Source organism: Psychrobacillus faecigallinarum, from assembly GCF_014836595.1.
In the GTDB taxonomy this organism is placed as follows: domain Bacteria; phylum Bacillota; class Bacilli; order Bacillales_A; family Planococcaceae; genus Psychrobacillus; species Psychrobacillus faecigallinarum.
In genome coordinates this window covers 197140-216349 of the sequence record NZ_JACSQO010000001.1, presented here as the reverse complement: position 1 = coordinate 216349, position 19210 = coordinate 197140, and the positions used below count along the sequence as shown (strand labels likewise).

The following is a 19210-nucleotide window of genomic DNA, read 5'->3' as shown; positions in this document are numbered from 1 at the left end:
AGTTATAATCATCCCTAACAATCCAATTATAAAGGAGCAAATAGATGACAGTACCTCGATTTAAAAACCGCATACTTGCCCTCCATTATGTATTCCCAGTCCCTCTTCCCAAAATATACTCACTTCTTAAGCAAGATCCGGATTTATCACAACTTGAAGAAATCCAACCAAGCCTACTAGCAAAATTGTGTAATATTACTATAGAACGAGCTAATCATCTGAAGAATATGTACAAAGAGTTTATTCGTCATCCAATCCTCGAAACATATGAGAAGCACAATATCCTTCCGATTATTTACAATGATGATATTTATCCAGAAAGTCTTCTAAATTTGTACGATCCTCCAGCTATTTTATACGTACAAGGGGATATTCGTTTCCTAGCAAACAAAAGGAAGATTGCTATAATTGGCTCTAGAAAGGCAACCTCTTATTCTGAAACTAGTATTGAGAAGATATTACCTCCTCTAATTGAAAATGATTTTATCATAGTAAGTGGACTAGCTAGCGGTGCAGACACAATAGCTCATCGGAAAACGATTGAAATGGGCGGCAAAACAATAGGAGTGCTAGGCACAGGGCTTTTTAATATGTATCCAAAAGATAATAAGGAACTAGCTAATTTTATGTCGAAGCATCACTTATTAGTAACAGAATACCCTCCATATATTACCCCTAAAAAGTGGAATTTCCCCATGAGGAATCGAATTATTAGCGGTTTGTCGTTAGGTGTCGTTATTACAGAGGCGAAAAAAAAGAGTGGTACAGTTTCTACAATGGAGCATGCCTTAGAAAATGGAAAAGAAATTTTCGCAATCCCGGGTTCAATCGATTCAGGTCTTTCAGAAGGGCCACATCACCTTATTTTAGAAGGCGCAAAGCCAATTTGGAACGGTCATCAAATCATAGAAGAATTGATCAAAATCACCTAAATTTTGCTTTTTAAAAATGAAAAGTCTTGCATTTCTCAGAAAACTGTTATACATTTTGCAACAGGTATTTGTTTTGCAGATTGAAGCGAGTTACCTTCTATAAGGAGGCACATCTATGTCGGATTATTTAGTAATAGTAGAATCGCCAGCGAAAGCAAAAACGATTGAGCGATATCTAGGGAAAAAATATAAAGTAAAAGCATCGATTGGACATGTAAGAGATTTACCTAGAAGTCAAATGGGTGTCGATGTGGAAAATAATTATGAGCCCAAATATATTACAATACGCGGTAAAGGTCCTGTCCTTCAGGATTTAAAAAATGCTGCCAAAAAAGCGAAGAAAGTTTATCTCGCAGCTGACCCCGACAGAGAAGGGGAAGCTATTGCTTGGCATTTAGCTAACTCTCTAAATGTGGATATAGATTCAGACTGTCGAGTTGTATTTAATGAAATAACAAAAGATGCTATACTAGAATCTTTTAAACATCCAAGACCACTTGATTTGGATTTGGTAGATGCACAGCAAGCAAGACGTGTTTTAGACCGTTTAGTTGGATACAATATAAGCCCTATTCTATGGAAGAAAGTAAAAAAGGGTCTTTCGGCGGGAAGAGTTCAATCAGTTGCTCTGCGTCTAATAATTGATCGTGAACAAGAAATAGAACGATTTGTTCCTGAGGAATACTGGTCTATCGAAGCTGAATTTGAAAAGGGTAAAAAAACCTTTGAAGCGCTTTATTTCGGAAAAGAAAAAGAGAAAGCTAAGCTTACTAACGAAGATGAGGTTAATGCAGTATTAAAACTCATGAAGGGCAAAAAGTTTGAAGTCACTAATGTGACGAAAAAAGAAAGAAAACGTAATCCAGCTCCATCATTTACTACTTCTTCCTTACAGCAGGAGGCAGCAAGAAAGTTAAACTTTAGAGCAAGAAAAACAATGATGCTTGCGCAACAACTATATGAAGGAATAGATCTTGGTAAAAAAGAAGGTACCGTCGGTCTAATAACTTATATGAGAACGGATTCTACTAGAATCTCAGATACAGCTAAGACAGACGCTGCTGAATTTATTAAAAATGAATATGGCTCAGAGTTTCTTTCGATTAAGAAAGCTGAAAAACAAGATAAGAAAGCGCAGGATGCACATGAGGCTGTTCGACCTACAAGTGTATTAAGAACACCTGAGTCCTTAAAGGCTATATTATCACGTGATCTTTTCCGCTTATACAAACTGATTTGGGAAAGATTTATAGCAAGCCAAATGGCTCCAGCAACATTAGATACCGTTGCTGTGGACCTTAAAAATGGAGAAGTTATTTTTAGAGCAAATGGTTCCCAAGTGAAGTTTCCTGGTTTTATGAAGGTATATGTAGAAGGCTCGGATGACCAGACGGATGACAAAGATAAATTGTTACCTGTTATGGAAGTTGGAGATAAAGTTAACGCTATAGAAATTGAGCCTAAGCAGCATTTTACTCAGCCTCCACCGCGTTACTCCGAGGCAAGACTTGTTAAAACACTTGAAGAACTGGGCATAGGTAGACCATCTACATATGCTCCAACATTAGATACAATTCAAAAAAGAGGTTATGTGACTCTAGAAACGAAGAGATTTGTTCCTACTGAACTAGGAACAATCATCCATCAACTTGTATTAGAATTCTTCCCAAATATCGTAGATATAAAATTTACTGCCCAAATGGAAAAAGATTTGGATAGTATAGAGGAAGGGCAAGTGGAATGGAAAAAAATAATAGACGAATTCTATGTAGAATTTGAAAAACATTTGAAGCATGCTGAAGCTGAAATGGAAAAAATAGTGATTAAAGATGAGCCTACTGGTGAGGACTGTGAAGAATGCGGTTCTCCTATGGTTTACAAGCTTGGTCGTTATGGTAAATTCATGGCATGTAGTAATTTTCCAGATTGTAGAAATACAAAAGCTATCGTTAAAGAAATTGGAGTTAAGTGCCCAGCGTGTGAAGAAGGACAGATCGTTGAACGAAAAAGTAAAACGAAACGCTTATTCTATGGCTGCGATCAATATCCTACGTGTGATTTCTTATCATGGGATAAGCCGATAAGTAGACAATGTCCAAAATGTAATGAGATGCTGGTAGAGAAGAAGTTGAAAAAAGGAATACAAATACAATGTGTTGCGTGTGATTATAAAGAAGATCCGCAAAGTTAGAAAGAAGGATACGACATGACTGAAATAGTAAACGTTATTGGTGCTGGCTTAGCAGGAAGCGAGGCGGCATGGCAAATAGCTAGTAGAGGTGTGAAGGTACGCCTCTATGAAATGCGACCTGTTAAACAGACACCGGCTCATCATACTGATAAATTTGCTGAATTGGTTTGTTCCAATTCATTAAGAGCAAATAATTTAACTAATGCTGTAGGCGTTATTAAAGAAGAAATGCGTATGCTCAACTCCCTCATCATATCATCGGCAGATAACAGTAGTGTGCCGGCTGGTGGCGCACTTGCGGTAGACAGACATGACTTTGCGGGAAGAGTAACTGATTCAATTAGAAACCATCCGTTAATAGAAATAATAAATGAAGAGGTAACTGAAATACCTGAAGGAATAACAGTTATAGCTACTGGTCCTTTGACATCTCCTGCACTAGCAGAAAAAGTGAGAGAAGTTACTGGACAAGAATATCTTTACTTTTATGATGCTGCTGCGCCAATCGTAGAAAAAGACAGTATTGACATGGATAAGGTATACTTAAAGTCTAGATACGACAAAGGAGAAGCAGCTTACCTAAACTGTCCGATGACTGAGGAGGAGTTTAACCGCTTCTACGACGCATTAATCGAGGCAGAGGTTGTTCCTTTAAAAGAATTTGAAAAAGAAATTTATTTTGAAGGTTGTATGCCAGTAGAGGTAATGGCGGCAAGAGGAAGAAAGACGCTGTTATTTGGGCCAATGAAGCCAGTTGGTCTTGAAGACCCTAAAACCGGTAAACGACCATATGCGGTAGTCCAGCTTAGACAGGACGATGCTGCAGGGACTCTATATAATATTGTAGGGTTTCAAACACATTTAAAATGGGGACCTCAAAAGGAAGTATTAAAGTTAATTCCTGGTCTTGAAAATGTAGAAATCGTTCGTTATGGCGTGATGCATCGAAATACGTTCATTAATTCGCCATATGTTTTAAAGCCGACATACCAACTAAAAGCCAACCAAAATGTGTTCTTTGCTGGACAAATGACAGGTGTCGAAGGCTATGTAGAGTCTGCAGGAAGTGGTTTATTAGCAGGCATAAACGCTGCGAAATTGGCAAAAGGTGAAGACCTAATTGTGTTCCCAGCCGAGACGGCTCTAGGCAGCATGGCGCGTTACATCACTGAGGCAAACCCGAAGAATTTCCAGCCGATGAATGTTAACTTTGGTTTGTTTCCTGAACTACAACCGAAAGTTAGAGACAAAAAAGTTAGAACTGAACAACTTGCAAATAGAGCGTTGACAACAATTCAAAATTTTATGAAAAATACAGCGATATAATTGCTAAAAGCCTCTAAAAAGTTGTATACTTTTAGAGGCTTTTACAATGTATAAATTGGAGTGGTTAGTTGTGATTGGGAAAGATGAACTTCATTCTTTTATTGCACACATACAACTGGAAAAAAATTATTCTAATCTTACAGTCCGAGAGTATGAAAAAGATATTATTCAATTTTTAAAGTTTTTAGAAGCTGAGGGTGTTGAGGAATTAAATGACGTCGAATATATTCATGCGCGATTGTATATTACTAAGCTATATGAAGAAAAATTAGCAAGGACGTCTATTTCTAGGAAAATTTCATCCATAAGATCATATTATAAATTTTTAAACAAGGAATATAGTATTCGAGACGACGCTTTCCAGTCATTGTATCATCCAAAAAAAGAAACAAGATTGCCACAGTTTTTCTATGAAGAAGAAATAGAGAAGTTATTTGAAGAAAATAAAGGGACGGATTTATTGTCTGTTCGAAATATTGCCATACTTGAATTATTATATGCAACTGGAATGCGTGTGAGCGAACTTATTTCGATTGAAAACAGTCATATAGATAGTAGCTATGGAATAGTGCGGGTAATGGGTAAGGGAAGGAAAGAAAGATACATACCTGTTGGAGATTATGCACTTGCTGCGGTAGAAGAATATATGCAAAATAGTCGACCAAAATTGATGAAAAAAACTACTCATCCATACTTATTTGTAAATAGTCGAGGTGAGCATCTTACCACAGATGGTGTACGTTACATTCTTAATAGCATGATTAAAAAAGCTTCTCTGCATACGAAAATATATCCTCATATGCTACGCCATACATTTGCTACTCATCTGCTTAATAATGGAGCAGATTTAAGGAGTGTCCAAGAATTGTTGGGACACACTCATCTTTCCTCGACTCAAGTTTATACACACGTTACGAAAGAGCATCTAAGAAAAACATATATGAATGCCCATCCAAGGGCGTAATTATAGGAGGTCATACAAATGAGTTCAATTCATGCAACTACTATATTTGCGGTAAGTCATAATGGAAGTTGTGCAATGGCAGGCGATGGTCAAGTTACTTTAGGAAATCAAGTGGTAATGAAGCATACTGCTAAAAAAGTTAGAAGACTGTTTAACGGTCAAGTCATAGCAGGTTTTGCGGGATCTGTCGCAGATGCATTTACGCTTTTTGAAATGTTTGAAGGTAAACTGCTAGAGTATAACGGCAATCTTCAAAGAGCAGCGGTTGAGCTAGCCAAACAGTGGCGTGGTGATAAAATGCTCCGTCAGTTAGAAGCAATGCTATTAGTGATGGACAAAAACAATTTATTGCTTGTATCAGGTACAGGAGAGGTTATAGAACCTGATGACGGAATATTAGCCATTGGTTCCGGTGGTAATTATGCACTGGCAGCAGGTAGAGCGTTGAAGCAATTTGCGGGTGATAAATTAACTGCAAAGGAAATAGCAAAGGCCTCTTTAACAACGGCGGCAGACATTTGTGTTTTTACAAACCATCAAATAGTTGTGGAGGTATTAGGTGAACATGAAGGAAACTAACTTAACCCCGAAACAAATAACTGAGCACTTAAATAAGTATATTGTAGGCCAGGAAACGGCTAAAAAAGCAGTGGCAGTTGCTTTACGAAATCGTTATAGAAGACAACTGCTAGACGAGGAATTAAGAGCAGAAGTAATTCCTAAAAATATTTTAATGATTGGTCCTACAGGAGTAGGGAAAACAGAAATAGCTAGAAGAATTGCTAAACTGACTAAAGCTCCTTTTGTAAAGGTTGAAGCGACTAAATTCACAGAAGTAGGGTATGTAGGTAGAGATGTAGAGTCTATGGTTAGAGATCTAGTAGAGGCTGCTATACGTATCGTTAGAGAAGAAAAAATGGAAGAGGTAAAGGATCAGGCTGTTCGATTGGCCAATGATGCCATTGTAAAGCTTCTTGTACCTTCCTTAAAGAAAAAGAATGTTACGCAAAATCCATTTGAGGCTCTGTTCGGTGGAAAACCTGAAGATGATTCATCTGACAATGATGATACAGAAGTAAGTATAAAACGATCCCAAATTGCCGAAGACTTAAGAGATGGCAAGCTGGAAGATGAAATGGTAACAGTTGAAGTGACAGAACAAGCTCCTTCCATATTTGATGCATTGCAAGGCGGCGGTATGGAAAGTATGGGAATGAATATGCAAGATGCTTTTTCTAACTTAATGCCAAAGAAAAAGAAAAAAAGAAAAATGAAAGTAAAAGATGCAAGAAAAGTATTAATTCAAGAAGAAGCGGGTAAATTAATAGATAACGATGAGTTGTCACAAATTGCCATTGAAAAGACTGAACAAACGGGTATTATTTTTATAGACGAGATGGATAAAATCGCTAGCAAAAGTGGTGGAAGCTCTTCTGTTGACGTCTCTCGCGAAGGTGTCCAAAGAGATATTTTACCAATTGTAGAAGGTTCGACGGTGACGACAAAATATGGAGCAGTTAGAACGGACTATATATTATTTATAGCTGCTGGAGCTTTCCATATGTCTAAGCCTTCTGATTTAATTCCAGAGCTTCAAGGACGCTTTCCTATTCGTGTAGAGCTTGAAAAGCTTTCGAAGGAAGACTTTGTCCGAATTCTAAAGGAACCTCATCAATCGCTTATAAAGCAATATGAAGCACTGCTACAAACGGAGGAAGTGAGTATTACTTTTTCTGATGATGCGATTGAAAGAATCGGAGATATAGCATATCAGGTAAACCAAGAAACAGATAACATTGGAGCAAGACGTCTTCATACGATTCTAGAGAAAATATTAGAAGACCTTTCTTACGAGGCTTCGGAGATTTCTCCGGCACAGATTCAAATTACTCCTGCTTATATTGACTCTAAACTTGACAATATTGTGAAAAACAAAGATTTATCACAATTTATATTATAAAAACCGATTCTTATTACTTTCAAAAACAATTAAAAACCTTTAGAATATTAAAATAAATATGAAAACTACAATGGAGGATTTATTCAATGAACTTATTAGACAAAACACGCAAAATTAACTCGATGTTACAAGCATCTGCTGGGAAACCAGTTAACTTTAAAGAGATGGCTGCAACATTAAGTGAAGTTATAGAATGTAATGCATTTATCGTTAGTAGAAAAGGAAAATTATTAGGGCATGAAGTACATCAACAAATCGAAAATGACCGTATTATTAAAATGATGGAAGAGCGTCAATTCCCAGAGGATTACACTAAAAACCTTTTCCATGTTAATGAAACATCTTCTAACCTAGATGTGTACAGCGAACATTCTGTATTCCCAGTTGAAAATAGAGAATTATTTAAAGATGGCTTAACTACTATTGTGCCGATTATCGGTGGTGGTGAGCGTCTTGGTACTTTAATACTTGGACGTTTGAAAAACGAATTCCAAAATGATGATTTAATTCTTGGTGAATACGGTGCTACTGTTGTTGGTATGGAAATCTTACGTGAAAAATCAGAAGAAATCGAAGAGGAAGCAAGAAGCAAGGCTGTCGTTCAAATGGCTATCAACTCATTGTCATACAGTGAATTAGAAGCTATTGAGCATATCTTTGAAGAGTTAGACGGTAACGAAGGCCTGTTAGTAGCTTCTAAAATCGCTGACCGCGTAGGAATCACTCGTTCAGTAATCGTAAATGCACTACGCAAATTAGAAAGTGCAGGAGTTATTGAGTCAAGATCATTAGGTATGAAAGGAACTTATATTAAAGTTCTAAATGATAAATTCTTAGCTGAACTTGCTCAGCTTAAAATGCGATAATTTACTAAAAAATGGAGCCAATTCTAGATTTTTCTAGAATTGGCTCTTTTTATTTATTGAAAAGTAGGGTAGAATTTGTAATTGCATGCTAAATTTCGTCAAGGTTCCCCAAATGTGACAAATGTTTTGACGAACAATAAGAAAAAAAGGAAAAAAGACCTACAAAAATGCAAAAAATAGAATAGACACTGTGCATCTAATTCTTTACAATTAAATTATTGTGATTTTAACAGATTATTACTAAAATTAGGACGTAAGAAAAATAGGGGTGAGTAATTTATGGGTATTTTTGGTGGTACAATTGAGAATTTAGAACGAGGTCTAAATTTCTCAACTATGAAACAAAAGACTATTGCGCAAAATATAGCGAATGTTGACACGCCGAATTACAAGGCAAAAAGCGTAAGTTTCAATGATTATTTAGAAAACGCTAAGAAAACATCAATTTCTGCTTATCGAACAGAAGAGAAACATATTAACTTTCAAGCTAGTTCTAGTTCTTCCGCAGTATTCGATTATTCCAATCTAAGATATAGCAGCAATGGCAATGGAGTAGATATGGATAAGGAGCAGGCGAACCTAGCAACCAATCAACTCTATTACAATGCTTTAGTAGATCGAATGAGCGGAAAGCTGAACACCTTACAAACGGTGATTAAAGGAGGCAGTTGATAATGTCAATATTTCACGGGATGAATACTACAGCATCAGCTCTTACTGCTCAGCGTTTACGTATGGATGTTATCTCATCTAATATGGCTAATGCAGAAACAACTAGAGCAAAAATGGTTGATGGTGAATGGCAAGCATATAGACGGAAAACAGTAACATTGCAACCAAATGAAGGTTCATTTTCAAATTTTTTAAATGTAGCAAGAGGCACATCAGATAAAAATGGTGTTGGTAATGGAGTAAAGGTATCTCAAGTAAAAGAGGATACTGAAACACCATTTAAGCTCGTATATGATCCGAGTCATATGGACGCAAACGAAGAAGGTTATGTTGAAATGCCTAATGTAGATCCTTTAAGAGAAATGGTTGACCTAATTTCAGCTACTCGTTCTTATGAGGCAAACGTCACTGTGTTTAACGCGAATAAAGCAATGCTTTCAAAGGCTCTTGAAATTGGAAAATAGGAAAGAAGGTTTAACTCTTTATGGCTATTGAATCAGTATCAATGTTTAATGTTGCTCAGGTAAATGCACCCATGGCGACTAATAAGGTAAGTTCGTCGCAGGCACAAGAAAACTTTGGAGATTTCCTACAAAGTGCTATTAACTCGGTGAATGAGACACAGAAAGCTTCAGACGTTGCAACAAATAAGCTAATCAATGGTGGAAATATAGAACTTCATGAAGTGATGATTGCTTCACAGAAATCAAGTATTGCTTTAAATGCTACATTAGAAATTCGGAACAAAGTCGTGGAGGCTTATCAAGAAATCATGCGTATGCAAGTTTAGTCCTCGGTTAAAGTTAATATATCGAGCTAAAATATTCACCATAACCGGAGGATAAAAATGAATGAACGTATAAAGAAAATAAAAAATGATATAACAGTCTTTTGGAAAAGTCGTTCTAAAGGCCAAAAAGGAATTATGATAGGCGGTCTTTTAGGAGTAATAGCTCTTGCAGCTGTACTAACTTTTTTCCTGACAAAAACTGAAATGGTTCCTCTATATTCAGAAGTGACCCCTTCGGAAGTAGGGCGCATTAAAGAAAATTTAGATTCAAAAGGCATACCAAATGAAATTGCAGCTGGCGGGACTTCTATATTAGTTCCAAAGGAACAGAAGGATACACTGCTAGTTCAAATGGCGGCCGAAGGATTTCCACAATCGGGAATGATAGATTATAGCTTTTTCTCTCAAAATGCAGGTTTTGGGATGACCGATAACGAGTTTAATGTACTCAAGCTTGCCACTACACAAACAGAGCTAGCGAATTTGATTGGAAGTGTAGAAGGGGTTAAAGAGGCTAAGGTAATGATTACATTGCCTGAAGAAGGGGTATTTTTATCTCAAAGCAATGAATCCGCTAGTGCATCTATAGTACTTAACACAGAACCAGGGTATCAATTTTCAGAAACTCAAATAGCGTCCTTATATAATTTAGTATCTAAATCTATACCTAATTTATCTACTGAAGATATCGTTATTAGAAATCAATTCCTAGAATACTTTGATTTGGAGCAGGCAAACGGTTCTGGCGGGACAAATGTTACAGATCAAATGACATTAAAGAAAACCATTGAGCGTGACCTTCAACGCCAAGTACAAACAATGCTAGGTACTTTGATGGGGCACAATAAAGTTGTTGTATCTGTAACTACAGATATCGACTTTAAACAAGAAAACCGAGAAGAGAATCTAGTGGAACCTGTTGATGTCGAAAATATGGCAGGTATTGAAATTAGTGCTCAACGAATCTCTGAAACTTTTACTGGTAATAATCCATTAACGGGTGGTACTCCTCAATCAGAAGACGCTACTGATAATTTTACTAATTATGTGGAAGGTTCTACAGCAGATGGTGACTATGAGAGAACAGAAGATACGATTAACAATGAAGTAAATCGTATTAGGAAAGAAATAGTCGAGAGCCCATATAAAATAAGAGATATAGGTATTCAAGTAATGGTTGAACCACCTCAAGCTGACGATGTTACTTCTTTACCAGCAGATGTCCAAGGAGATATAGAACAGATTCTTGCAACGATTGTTCGCACATCTATTGATAAGGAAGCTGGCGAACTAACGGAGGAACAGATTGAAGAAAAAGTTGTTGTCTCCGTTCAAGAGCTTAAAGGGAAAAATGAACTCGCTGATGTCCCTTCTTCAACAATTCCTTGGTGGATTTATGTGATTCTTGGAGTATTCCTTGTAGCTATTATTCTCCTTGTAGTATCGTTGCTACGATCTAGACGAAGTGAGGAAGAGGAAGAACTAATTATCCTTGAAGAAGCAAAAGAAATACCAGAAGTTGATGATATTAATAATGAAAAAGAAACAGAATCTACTTTAAGACGTAAGCAACTTGAAAAAATGGCAAAAGATAAGCCTGAAGACTTTGCTAAATTGTTACGTACTTGGATAGCAGAGGATTAAGGGGGGACGGCTATGAACAAAAAAGAAAAAGGACTAACTGGTAAGCAAAAAGCCGCGCTCTTATTAATTTCTCTAGGACCGGAAGTGTCTGCTTCTATTTATAAACATTTAAATGAAGAAGAAATCGAGAGATTAACTCTAGAAATCTCTGGAGTGAAAAGAGTAGAGCCAGAAATAAAAGAAGACATCATAGAAGAGTTTCACAATATTGCCTTAGCGCAGGATTATATTTCACAGGGTGGTATTGGTTACGCTAGAACTGTTCTTGAAAAGGCGCTAGGCAGTGAACATGCACAAGCTATCATTAACCGCTTGACATCTTCACTCCAGGTTCGCCCTTTCGATTTTGCAAGAAGAGCAGAGCCAACCCAATTGTTTAATTTCATTCAAAATGAGCATCCGCAAACTATTGCCCTTATTTTATCGTATCTTGAACCGCAGCAAGCAGGGATTATATTATCGTCCCTGCCACAGGAGGTACAAGCGGATATAGCAAGAAGAATTGCTACGATGGACTCCACTTCTCCTGAAGTGATAAGTGAAATTGAAGCCGTGTTAGAACGTAAGCTTTCATCCACAGTTACACAAGATTATACAGAAACCGGTGGAGTAGATGCGGTAGTAGAAGTCCTTAATGGAGTAGACCGTACTACAGAGAAAACGATTTTGGATGCACTTGAAATTCAAGATCCAGAGCTTGCAGAAGAGATTAAAAAGAGAATGTTCGTATTCGAAGATATTGTTACTTTGGACAATCGTTCTATACAACGAGTTATTCGTGATTGTGAAAACGAGGATCTTATTCTGTCCATGAAGGTGTCGAGTGAGGAAGTTAAAGATATAATCTTCCGCAATATGTCTACACGCATGGCGGAGACATTCAAAGAAGAGATGGAAATCATGGGACCTGTTCGACTACGCGACGTAGAAGAAGCGCAGAGCAGAATTGTGTCAGTAATCAGACGCTTAGAAGACGCTGGTGAAATCATTATTGCCCGTGGTGGAGGAGATGACATTATTGTCTAGAATTTTCCGAAACGTACAAATAAATGAGAACTCTGAAAAAATTCGTCCCATTCACATAAAAAATCTTTATATGGAAGAGGATACAACAGAAGAGTCAGTTGTACATGAAAATTTTTCTGCTGATCGAAACAGAATGTTAGAGGAAGTAGATCAGGAAATAGCTAAAAAACAACAAGAACTTCAACAAGAAATAGAACAAACAAGGAACATTATTCAAAACGAGTTAAATGAGTGGAACGAGCAAAAGCTTAGTTATCAAAAAAGTGCTTATGATGAGGGTTTTGCGCAGGGACTAGAAGAGGGAAGATTAAAGGCTATGGCTGACATGCAAAATAAGCTAGCCGTAGCCAATGAAGCAATGCAAACAGCGTATATGAATGCCGCTGCTTACTTACAGCAACAAGAACAGGTGATTCTTGAGTTAAGTATTCGAAATGCGGAACGTATTTTGGGTGTTAAGTTAGAAGATGAACACGAGTTGTTTTTATCTATTGTTAGAAGAGGATTAAAAGAAGCTAGAGAAATGAAAGAAATTAAAATATATGTTTCTCCAGTATACTTTTCACTAGTCTCTGAGAATCGAGAAGAGCTTGCATCTATTTTTCCGGTAGACGTACCTTTTATGATTTTTGTTGATGAGGAAATGAATGATACCGATTGCTATATTGAGACAAACCATGGTCGGATTGTTGTAAGTATTGATGAACAAGTAAAAGAATTAAGACGTAAGCTAGTCGATATTCTTGAAAGTATGGAGTGAAAGTAAATGAAGGCAATCGATTTAATTCAACACATACCAAACGTATCCACCTTTAAAAAGTATGGTCGCGTAAATCGTGTTGTTGGATTAATGATTGAATCCCAAGGCCCCGAGAGCTCCATTGGTGATGTATGTAAAATTCATATTAATTCCGTTAAAAATGGACCGTCAGTAATACTTGCTGAGGTAGTCGGTTTTAAAGAGGAAATAGTTATTTTAATGCCTTATACAAACATTCGCGAAATTTCAACAGGTTGCTTAGTGGAAGGAACTAATAGTCCTTTAGAGATAAAAGTAGGGCCAGAGCTGATAGGTAAAGTACTAGATTCTATGGGAAACCCGATAGATGGAACAGTATTACCTAAAGGGTTAAGCACGGTTGGTACCGAACAAGATCCGCCAAATCCATTAACGAGACCACCTATCCATGAGCAAATTGAGGTGGGTGTGAAGGCGATTGATGGTATGCTTACAGTCGGAAAGGGACAAAGGGTTGGTATATTTGCTGGTTCGGGTGTAGGTAAAAGTACCTTGTTGGGAATGATAGCAAGGAATACTAACGCTGATTTAAACGTTATAGCACTAATTGGAGAACGTGGAAGAGAGGTTCGAGAGTTTATCGAACGAGATCTAGGCAAAGAGGGACTGGAAAAATCTATAGTTGTTGCAGCTACATCTGATCAACCAGCACTTATGCGTATAAAGGGAGCTTTTACTGCGACTGCTATTGCAGAATATTTCCGTGATAAGGGCTTAAATGTCATGCTGATGATGGATTCTGTTACCCGTGTGGCAATGGCTCAACGTGAAATTGGACTAGCGGTAGGTGAGCCACCAGCAACAAGGGGGTATACACCTTCTGTTTTCTCTATTCTTCCCAAGTTGTTGGAGAGAACAGGTACAAATGAACGAGGAACTATTACTGCTTTCTATACAGTTTTAGTAGATGGTGATGATATGAATGAGCCGATAGCAGATACTGTACGAGGGATATTAGATGGGCATATTGTTCTGGATAGATCTCTTGCTAATAAAGGGCAATTTCCTGCCATCAATGTGTTGAAAAGTATTAGTCGCCTAATGAACCATATTTCAGATGAAGACCATGTAAAAGCAGCAGAAAGACTTAGGGAGCTCTACTTTACTTACAATAAATCAGAGGATTTGATCAATATCGGTGCATATAAACGTGGAACCTCTCGAGAAATCGATGAGGCGATTCAATTTGAACCTTTAATAACCTCCTTTTTAAAGCAAGGATATCTTGATAAGGTTTCTTTGGAAAATAGCGTGAATGAATTAGTGACATTATCAGGTGGTGGAGCTTAAGATGGTTGCATATCAATATAAATTTGCTAAAGTACTTACGGTTCGAGAACAAGAAAAGTCAGAGACAGAAATAGCATATAAGGAATCGGTGAATTCTTTTGAAGAGGTTGCTACTGAGCTATATAATCTTTTGAAAAAAAGAGAAAATACATTAGATGCACAAAATAATCTTTTAGTAAATGGTTTAAGTATAGATGGAATACATCATTACTCCAACTTTTTGGAAGGCTTACAAAAAAGAATTGAAGTAGTGCAGAAGGAAGTAGTTCAAGCTAGAGCAAAGATGAATTGGTATGAAGAAAAGTTATTAGAAAAAAGCTTAGAAGTTCGTAAGTTTGAAAAAATGAAAGAAAAAGATTTTGAAAGCTTTCAACAAGAACAGTTTCGATTAGAGTCAATTGTATTAGATGAGATATCTTCCTTAAAGTTTCAAAACAAAGAGATTAGGTGAGTAAAGGCATGGCTAAACCGAATAACAAAAAGAAAAGCGTACAAACGATGGACAACGAGCCGAAGAAAGCGGGCTTAGGCAAGAAAATACTATATTTGTTTATCATACCGCTTCTCTTTGCTTTGGCTCTCCTTCTAACTTTTGCTCAGATAACACATATAAATGTTTTTGAAAAAGCTAAAGAACTTACTTCTCTTGGTCAGGAAGAGTCCATAGGTGAAAACAAGAAAACGAATCGTTTAGAGGAGAGAGTTGTTTCTCTTCAAGCAGAGATCCAGCAAAAGGAAGTCCAAATCGATAAACTCCAAGCCGAAGTAGATGGTTCAGAGAAATCTCAAGAATCATTGTTATTGGAACAGGAGAGTCTATTACAGCAAATTGAGGAATTAAAGAGACAAAACGAACAATCTAAAAGAGATTATGCAGAAGTAGTTTCTACTTTTGAAAAAATGTCAGCGAAGACAGCAGCACCTGTTATTACGAATATGAGTGATGCTGAGGCATTGAGAATCTTAGCAAGCTTAAAACCAGATACAGTTGCAAAAATTTACGAAAAAATGTCCCCTCAGGATGCAGCAAAATACACCGAGTTAATGACCAAACAATAGAGTATGCTTATTGTATTTGAAGGGAGGTGAAAAAATGAACATAGCGGCGATGGTTAATATGGGAAATTCAGTAGCAGAACAATCCAAACCACAGTTACAAGCAGGTAACGGACAGGCTTTTGGTAATGTATTTGGGCAAATTCTTTCTAGCCAAACTTTGCAACTGCCAAATGTATCGAATGGTGCAGATAAAGAGCTAGATTTTATTCAAGATTTACTTTCCCTTCTAGATGTGCAATCTATTGAAGAAGCACAGGAGTTGCTACAAGCTAATGATTTAACAGTAGATTCAAGTTCACTAAAACAATTGTTAAATAAGCTTCTAGGCGAAACTGATAATTTGTCCGAGCTGGAAGATCAAAAACAGGACATATGGGATATTCTCGCTGTCGTATCGGAACAACCTAATAAGCTTGTTGAATCTATTCTTTTATCTTTGAATGGACAAGCGGGGGCAAACTCGGTAATGGCAAACCAAGTTGAGGCTAAGCAATCAGTCGTAAGCCCTGTTGAAGCAAAACAAGCAGTGGAGCTTTTAAAAATTGCTCAACTTATCGGTAACAAAAGTGATTTAACTTTTAAGCAAGAATCTACGCTGTTTGATTTAAAGCAAACGTTAGAAACATTAAAGGAAAACTTAATGAATGTCTCTCTTAATCAAGGAAAGAGTACAATTCCTATTCCTAAAGCCTTTTTACAGCAAATGGTGATGAATCAAACTGTTGTAAAAGGAGCGAATACAGAAGTAGTGACGGAAAGTAAAGAGATAACTTCTTTGGTTCAAGGTCAAACGACTACTGTACAAACAAAGGTAGAAACTGTAACAATGACTCTTCCTACAGAAAAACCTGCTCAATCAGAGGAGTTTTTGAAAGAGCTTCAAAAGGTTATGAACCGAGTACAATTTGGACAAGCTGGGGGAGCTAATAGATTAGTTATTAAACTATATCCAGAACAGCTTGGGACGATTCGTATCGAGTTGATCCAAAAGGATGGAATCCTTACTGCAAAAATGTTAGCCTCAACTGCTTTAGGGAAAGAAATGCTAGATACCCATTCCGGCCAACTAAGACAAGGATTGGCAAATCAGAACATCCAGGTTGAAAAACTTGAGATTACTCAAGCGTTGCAGGACACTGCTAAGCAACAAAGAAATGAAAGCTTCCAAGACTCTTCCTTTAAGCAGCAACAAGAGCAGGAGCAACAAGATTCTAATCCAGAGAATCAGGATACTCAAACTACGTTCCAAGAATTTTTAAATGAAATTGAGGTATAACTATGGCCGACTTATCACCAATTACGAGTAATATGTATTTATCTTCAAAGAAAACTACTAAAACTACGGGAAATAGTACACTTGGTAAAGATGAATTTTTAAAAATATTAATGGCTCAGCTTCAAAATCAGGATCCTACAAATCCGATGAAGGACAATGAATTCATTGCCCAAATGGCTCAATTTTCCTCCTTAGAGCAAATGACAAACCTTACTAAGGCATTTGAGAAGTATGCAGAGGCACAAGAGCAAACTCAAATGATTGAATATAGCAATTTCGCTGGTAAACAAGTGAAATGGCATGAGCTGACAGATAAGCTAGATGAAGCTGGTAAACCGATCACAACTGAAGGTACAGGTTTAATCACAGGAGTAAAATTCGTGAATGGGAGTGTTGAATTTACGCTTTCGGACGGAAAGAAAATCACACCTGGTAATATATCTGAAGTACTATCAAACAATGCAAACTCTAATAGCTTAGTAGAAGCGAGTATGATGATTGGAAAAACTGTTAGCTACACTGCTGATTCTGCGGAAGCTACAGGTGTTGTTCAATCAGTATCTAAAAAAGAAGGAGTAATTGTTTTTAATCTTGATGGAGGTAAGACGATTACAGCAGAAAAAATAAATTCTATTCAATAATAAATAGAACGGAGACATGCAATGGACCAAGTTACTATTAACCGCGTCACGCTGCAGCCAGGAATCCGTCAACCAATTACATCTAAACAAGTCACATCGTCGAAGCAAGCGTTTTTACAGCATTTACATGAAGCCACGGTTAAAACGGAATTAAAGGTAAGCAAACATGCTAATCAGCGATTAATAGAAAGAAATATTCATATATCAGATGCGCAGTGGCAGCTTGTAAGTGATAAAGTAACAGAAGCGCGCTCAAAGGGTGTCAATGACTCATTAGTATTGATGGATCAAGCAGCTCTAATCGTAAGTGCAAAAAATGCAACGGTTATAACTGCCATGGATCGCACGGAAGCGAAAAACCAATTGTTTACTAATATTGACGGCACAATTGTGCTAGGATAGCAGGACCTTTATAGGATGCTATGTGCAGTGGACTGATTGAAGCTAGCACACAAATCGAAGGGAGAAATTAATCAATGATTCGTTCAATGTACTCAGGTATCTCAGGACTTAAAAACTTTCAAACAAAATTAGATGTAATAGGTAACAATATCTCAAACGTAAATACTTACGGTTTTAAAAAAGGTCGTACCATCTTCAAAGACTTAATCTCACAAACTACCGCTGGTGCTTCTGCAGCTACAGGGACACGTGGGGGAGTAAACCCAAAACAAGTAGGCTTAGGATCTCAATTATCTGCAATTGATACAATTCACTCAGGAGGTTCAATGCAATCTACTGGAAATACATTAGACCTTGCTATTTCTGGAGATGGATTCTTTCAAGTAGCGGACTCAACTAATGCTAATCGAGGTGGATTTGTTAATCCTTTATATACTCGAGCAGGTAATTTCTATATGGACAATGAAGGTTATTTAGTAAATAGTGATGGTAAATTTTTAGTTGGCGGCGTTACTAAAGTTAATCCTGAATTACTAGCAGAAGCTCAAACAGCTGCAAGTGATTTAATAGAACCCGCGAAGGAAGCAGCAGATGCTGCGAAGGAAGCAGCAGAAGCATTAGCTGCTGAATTGAAGACACTGAACCAGAATATAACAGATGCAAAAACTGCACTTGCAGATGCCAAGGTAGCTGATCCAACTGCAGATCACTCGGATCTAGAAAAGGCAGTGGTCGATGCAGAACTAGCTTTAAAGGAAGCTATGGACCATACAAATCCTAATAGTACACTTGCAAAAGATGCTTTTGATAAAAAAGCAGCGGCAACAACTGCGGCAGAAGCTCTAACTGCTGCAAATGCTGCAGTTATAAGTTTGTCATATCCAGATGCATCTAGTGTTGAAAGAAACTGGGAAGCTTCTGGCAACCTTAATACTGGTGGTAGTTATTTACCTGATACACCACTGACTGTAGGTGGGGAGTATCGACCAATAAAGATACCAACAGATGCACAAAGTATGAATATCGGTCAAGATGGAACAGTAACATTTGTTGACAAGGAAGGTACGTTGCGTTGGGCAGGTCAACTTGTTCTTGCAAAATTTCCAAATGCGGGAGGCCTAGAGAAAGTAGGAGCAAACTATTTTAAAGACACTTCCAATTCTGGAGAGCCAATTCTTCAAACTGCTACACAATCAGGTATGGGTACTGTAAACTCTGGCTTCCTAGAAATGTCCAATGTTGACTTATCTGAAGAGTTCACAGATATGATCGTGGCACAACGTGGATTCCAAGCAAATACTCGTATTATTACAACTTCAGATCAAATTCTAGAAGAATTAGTTAACTTAAAACGATAATCTGATAGTTTCAA

The 19210-nt window shown here is 37.3% G+C and carries 20 protein-coding genes; all 20 read left to right on the top strand.

What is annotated here, in order from left to right:
- The first annotated feature begins 44 nt into the window (after positions 1-44).
- The 20 genes from dprA to H9650_RS01075 all read left to right on the top strand — a co-directional run bounded on the left by dprA (position 45) and on the right by H9650_RS01075 (position 19196).
- Positions 45-932 (top strand): DNA-processing protein DprA, encoded by an 888-nt coding sequence (gene dprA / locus H9650_RS01170; RefSeq protein ID WP_144538040.1) that lies wholly within the window; start codon positions 45-47, stop codon positions 930-932.
- Between the two features lie 115 nt (positions 933-1047).
- On the top strand, positions 1048-3123 hold the full coding sequence (topA, locus tag H9650_RS01165) for a type I DNA topoisomerase (RefSeq protein WP_144538041.1): 2076 nt from the start codon (positions 1048-1050) through the stop codon (positions 3121-3123).
- Between the two features lie 15 nt (positions 3124-3138).
- Positions 3139-4449 (top strand): FADH(2)-oxidizing methylenetetrahydrofolate--tRNA-(uracil(54)-C(5))-methyltransferase TrmFO, encoded by a 1311-nt coding sequence (trmFO, locus tag H9650_RS01160; protein ID WP_144538042.1) that lies wholly within the window; start codon positions 3139-3141, stop codon positions 4447-4449.
- A gap of 46 nt (positions 4450-4495) precedes the next feature.
- Positions 4496-5413 carry a tyrosine recombinase XerC gene (gene xerC, locus H9650_RS01155; protein ID WP_191696388.1) on the top strand — a complete coding sequence of 306 codons (918 nt, stop codon included), beginning with the start codon at positions 4496-4498 and terminating at the stop codon, positions 5411-5413.
- 18 nt (positions 5414-5431) lie between these two features.
- Positions 5432-5992: an ATP-dependent protease subunit HslV gene (gene hslV, locus H9650_RS01150; RefSeq protein ID WP_144538044.1), complete on the top strand. Its 561-nt coding sequence runs from the start codon at positions 5432-5434 to the stop codon at positions 5990-5992.
- Complete coding sequence (hslU, locus tag H9650_RS01145; RefSeq protein WP_191696686.1) at positions 5979-7373, top strand: ATP-dependent protease ATPase subunit HslU; 1395 nt, start codon at positions 5979-5981, stop codon at positions 7371-7373. Before hslV ends, hslU begins: the two co-directional genes overlap by 14 nt.
- A gap of 86 nt (positions 7374-7459) precedes the next feature.
- The gene (gene codY, locus H9650_RS01140) at positions 7460-8239 is read left to right on the top strand and encodes a GTP-sensing pleiotropic transcriptional regulator CodY (RefSeq protein ID WP_144538045.1); all 780 of its coding nucleotides are present in this window, start codon (positions 7460-7462) and stop codon (positions 8237-8239) included.
- 279 nt (positions 8240-8518) lie between these two features.
- A complete protein-coding gene (gene flgB / locus H9650_RS01135; protein WP_191696387.1) occupies positions 8519-8911 on the top strand; it encodes a flagellar basal body rod protein FlgB in 393 nt (130 codons plus the stop codon).
- Between the two features lie 2 nt (positions 8912-8913).
- A complete protein-coding gene (gene flgC, locus H9650_RS01130) occupies positions 8914-9375 on the top strand; it encodes a flagellar basal body rod protein FlgC (protein WP_144538047.1) in 462 nt (153 codons plus the stop codon).
- 20 nt (positions 9376-9395) lie between these two features.
- A complete protein-coding gene (gene fliE, locus H9650_RS01125) occupies positions 9396-9701 on the top strand; it encodes a flagellar hook-basal body complex protein FliE (RefSeq protein WP_151110560.1) in 306 nt (101 codons plus the stop codon).
- Positions 9702-9758: 57 nt separating this feature from the next.
- Positions 9759-11345, top strand: a complete 1587-nt coding sequence (gene fliF / locus H9650_RS01120; protein ID WP_151110558.1) for a flagellar basal-body MS-ring/collar protein FliF — start codon at positions 9759-9761, stop codon at positions 11343-11345.
- A gap of 12 nt (positions 11346-11357) precedes the next feature.
- Positions 11358-12371: a flagellar motor switch protein FliG gene (gene fliG / locus H9650_RS01115; protein WP_151110556.1), complete on the top strand. Its 1014-nt coding sequence runs from the start codon at positions 11358-11360 to the stop codon at positions 12369-12371.
- On the top strand, positions 12355-13131 hold the full coding sequence (gene fliH / locus H9650_RS01110; protein WP_151110554.1) for a flagellar assembly protein FliH: 777 nt from the start codon (positions 12355-12357) through the stop codon (positions 13129-13131). The genes fliG and fliH overlap by 17 nt, the downstream gene beginning before the upstream one ends.
- A 6-nt stretch (positions 13132-13137) precedes the next feature.
- The gene (fliI, locus tag H9650_RS01105; protein ID WP_151110552.1) at positions 13138-14460 is read left to right on the top strand and encodes a flagellar protein export ATPase FliI; all 1323 of its coding nucleotides are present in this window, start codon (positions 13138-13140) and stop codon (positions 14458-14460) included.
- Position 14461: 1 nt separating this feature from the next.
- Positions 14462-14911: a flagellar export protein FliJ gene (gene fliJ, locus H9650_RS01100; protein ID WP_144538053.1), complete on the top strand. Its 450-nt coding sequence runs from the start codon at positions 14462-14464 to the stop codon at positions 14909-14911.
- 8 nt (positions 14912-14919) lie between these two features.
- Positions 14920-15519: a MotE family protein gene (locus H9650_RS01095; RefSeq protein WP_191696386.1), complete on the top strand. Its 600-nt coding sequence runs from the start codon at positions 14920-14922 to the stop codon at positions 15517-15519.
- Between the two features lie 34 nt (positions 15520-15553).
- Positions 15554-16795 (top strand): flagellar hook-length control protein FliK, encoded by a 1242-nt coding sequence (locus tag H9650_RS01090; protein ID WP_191696385.1) that lies wholly within the window; start codon positions 15554-15556, stop codon positions 16793-16795.
- Between the two features lie 2 nt (positions 16796-16797).
- A complete protein-coding gene (gene flgD, locus H9650_RS01085) occupies positions 16798-17436 on the top strand; it encodes a flagellar hook assembly protein FlgD (protein WP_191696384.1) in 639 nt (212 codons plus the stop codon).
- 21 nt (positions 17437-17457) lie between these two features.
- On the top strand, positions 17458-17838 hold the full coding sequence (locus H9650_RS01080) for a TIGR02530 family flagellar biosynthesis protein (protein ID WP_151110544.1): 381 nt from the start codon (positions 17458-17460) through the stop codon (positions 17836-17838).
- A 74-nt stretch (positions 17839-17912) separates the two neighbouring features.
- Positions 17913-19196, top strand: a complete 1284-nt coding sequence (locus H9650_RS01075; protein ID WP_191696383.1) for a flagellar hook-basal body complex protein — start codon at positions 17913-17915, stop codon at positions 19194-19196.
- The last annotated feature ends 14 nt before the right edge of the window (positions 19197-19210 follow it).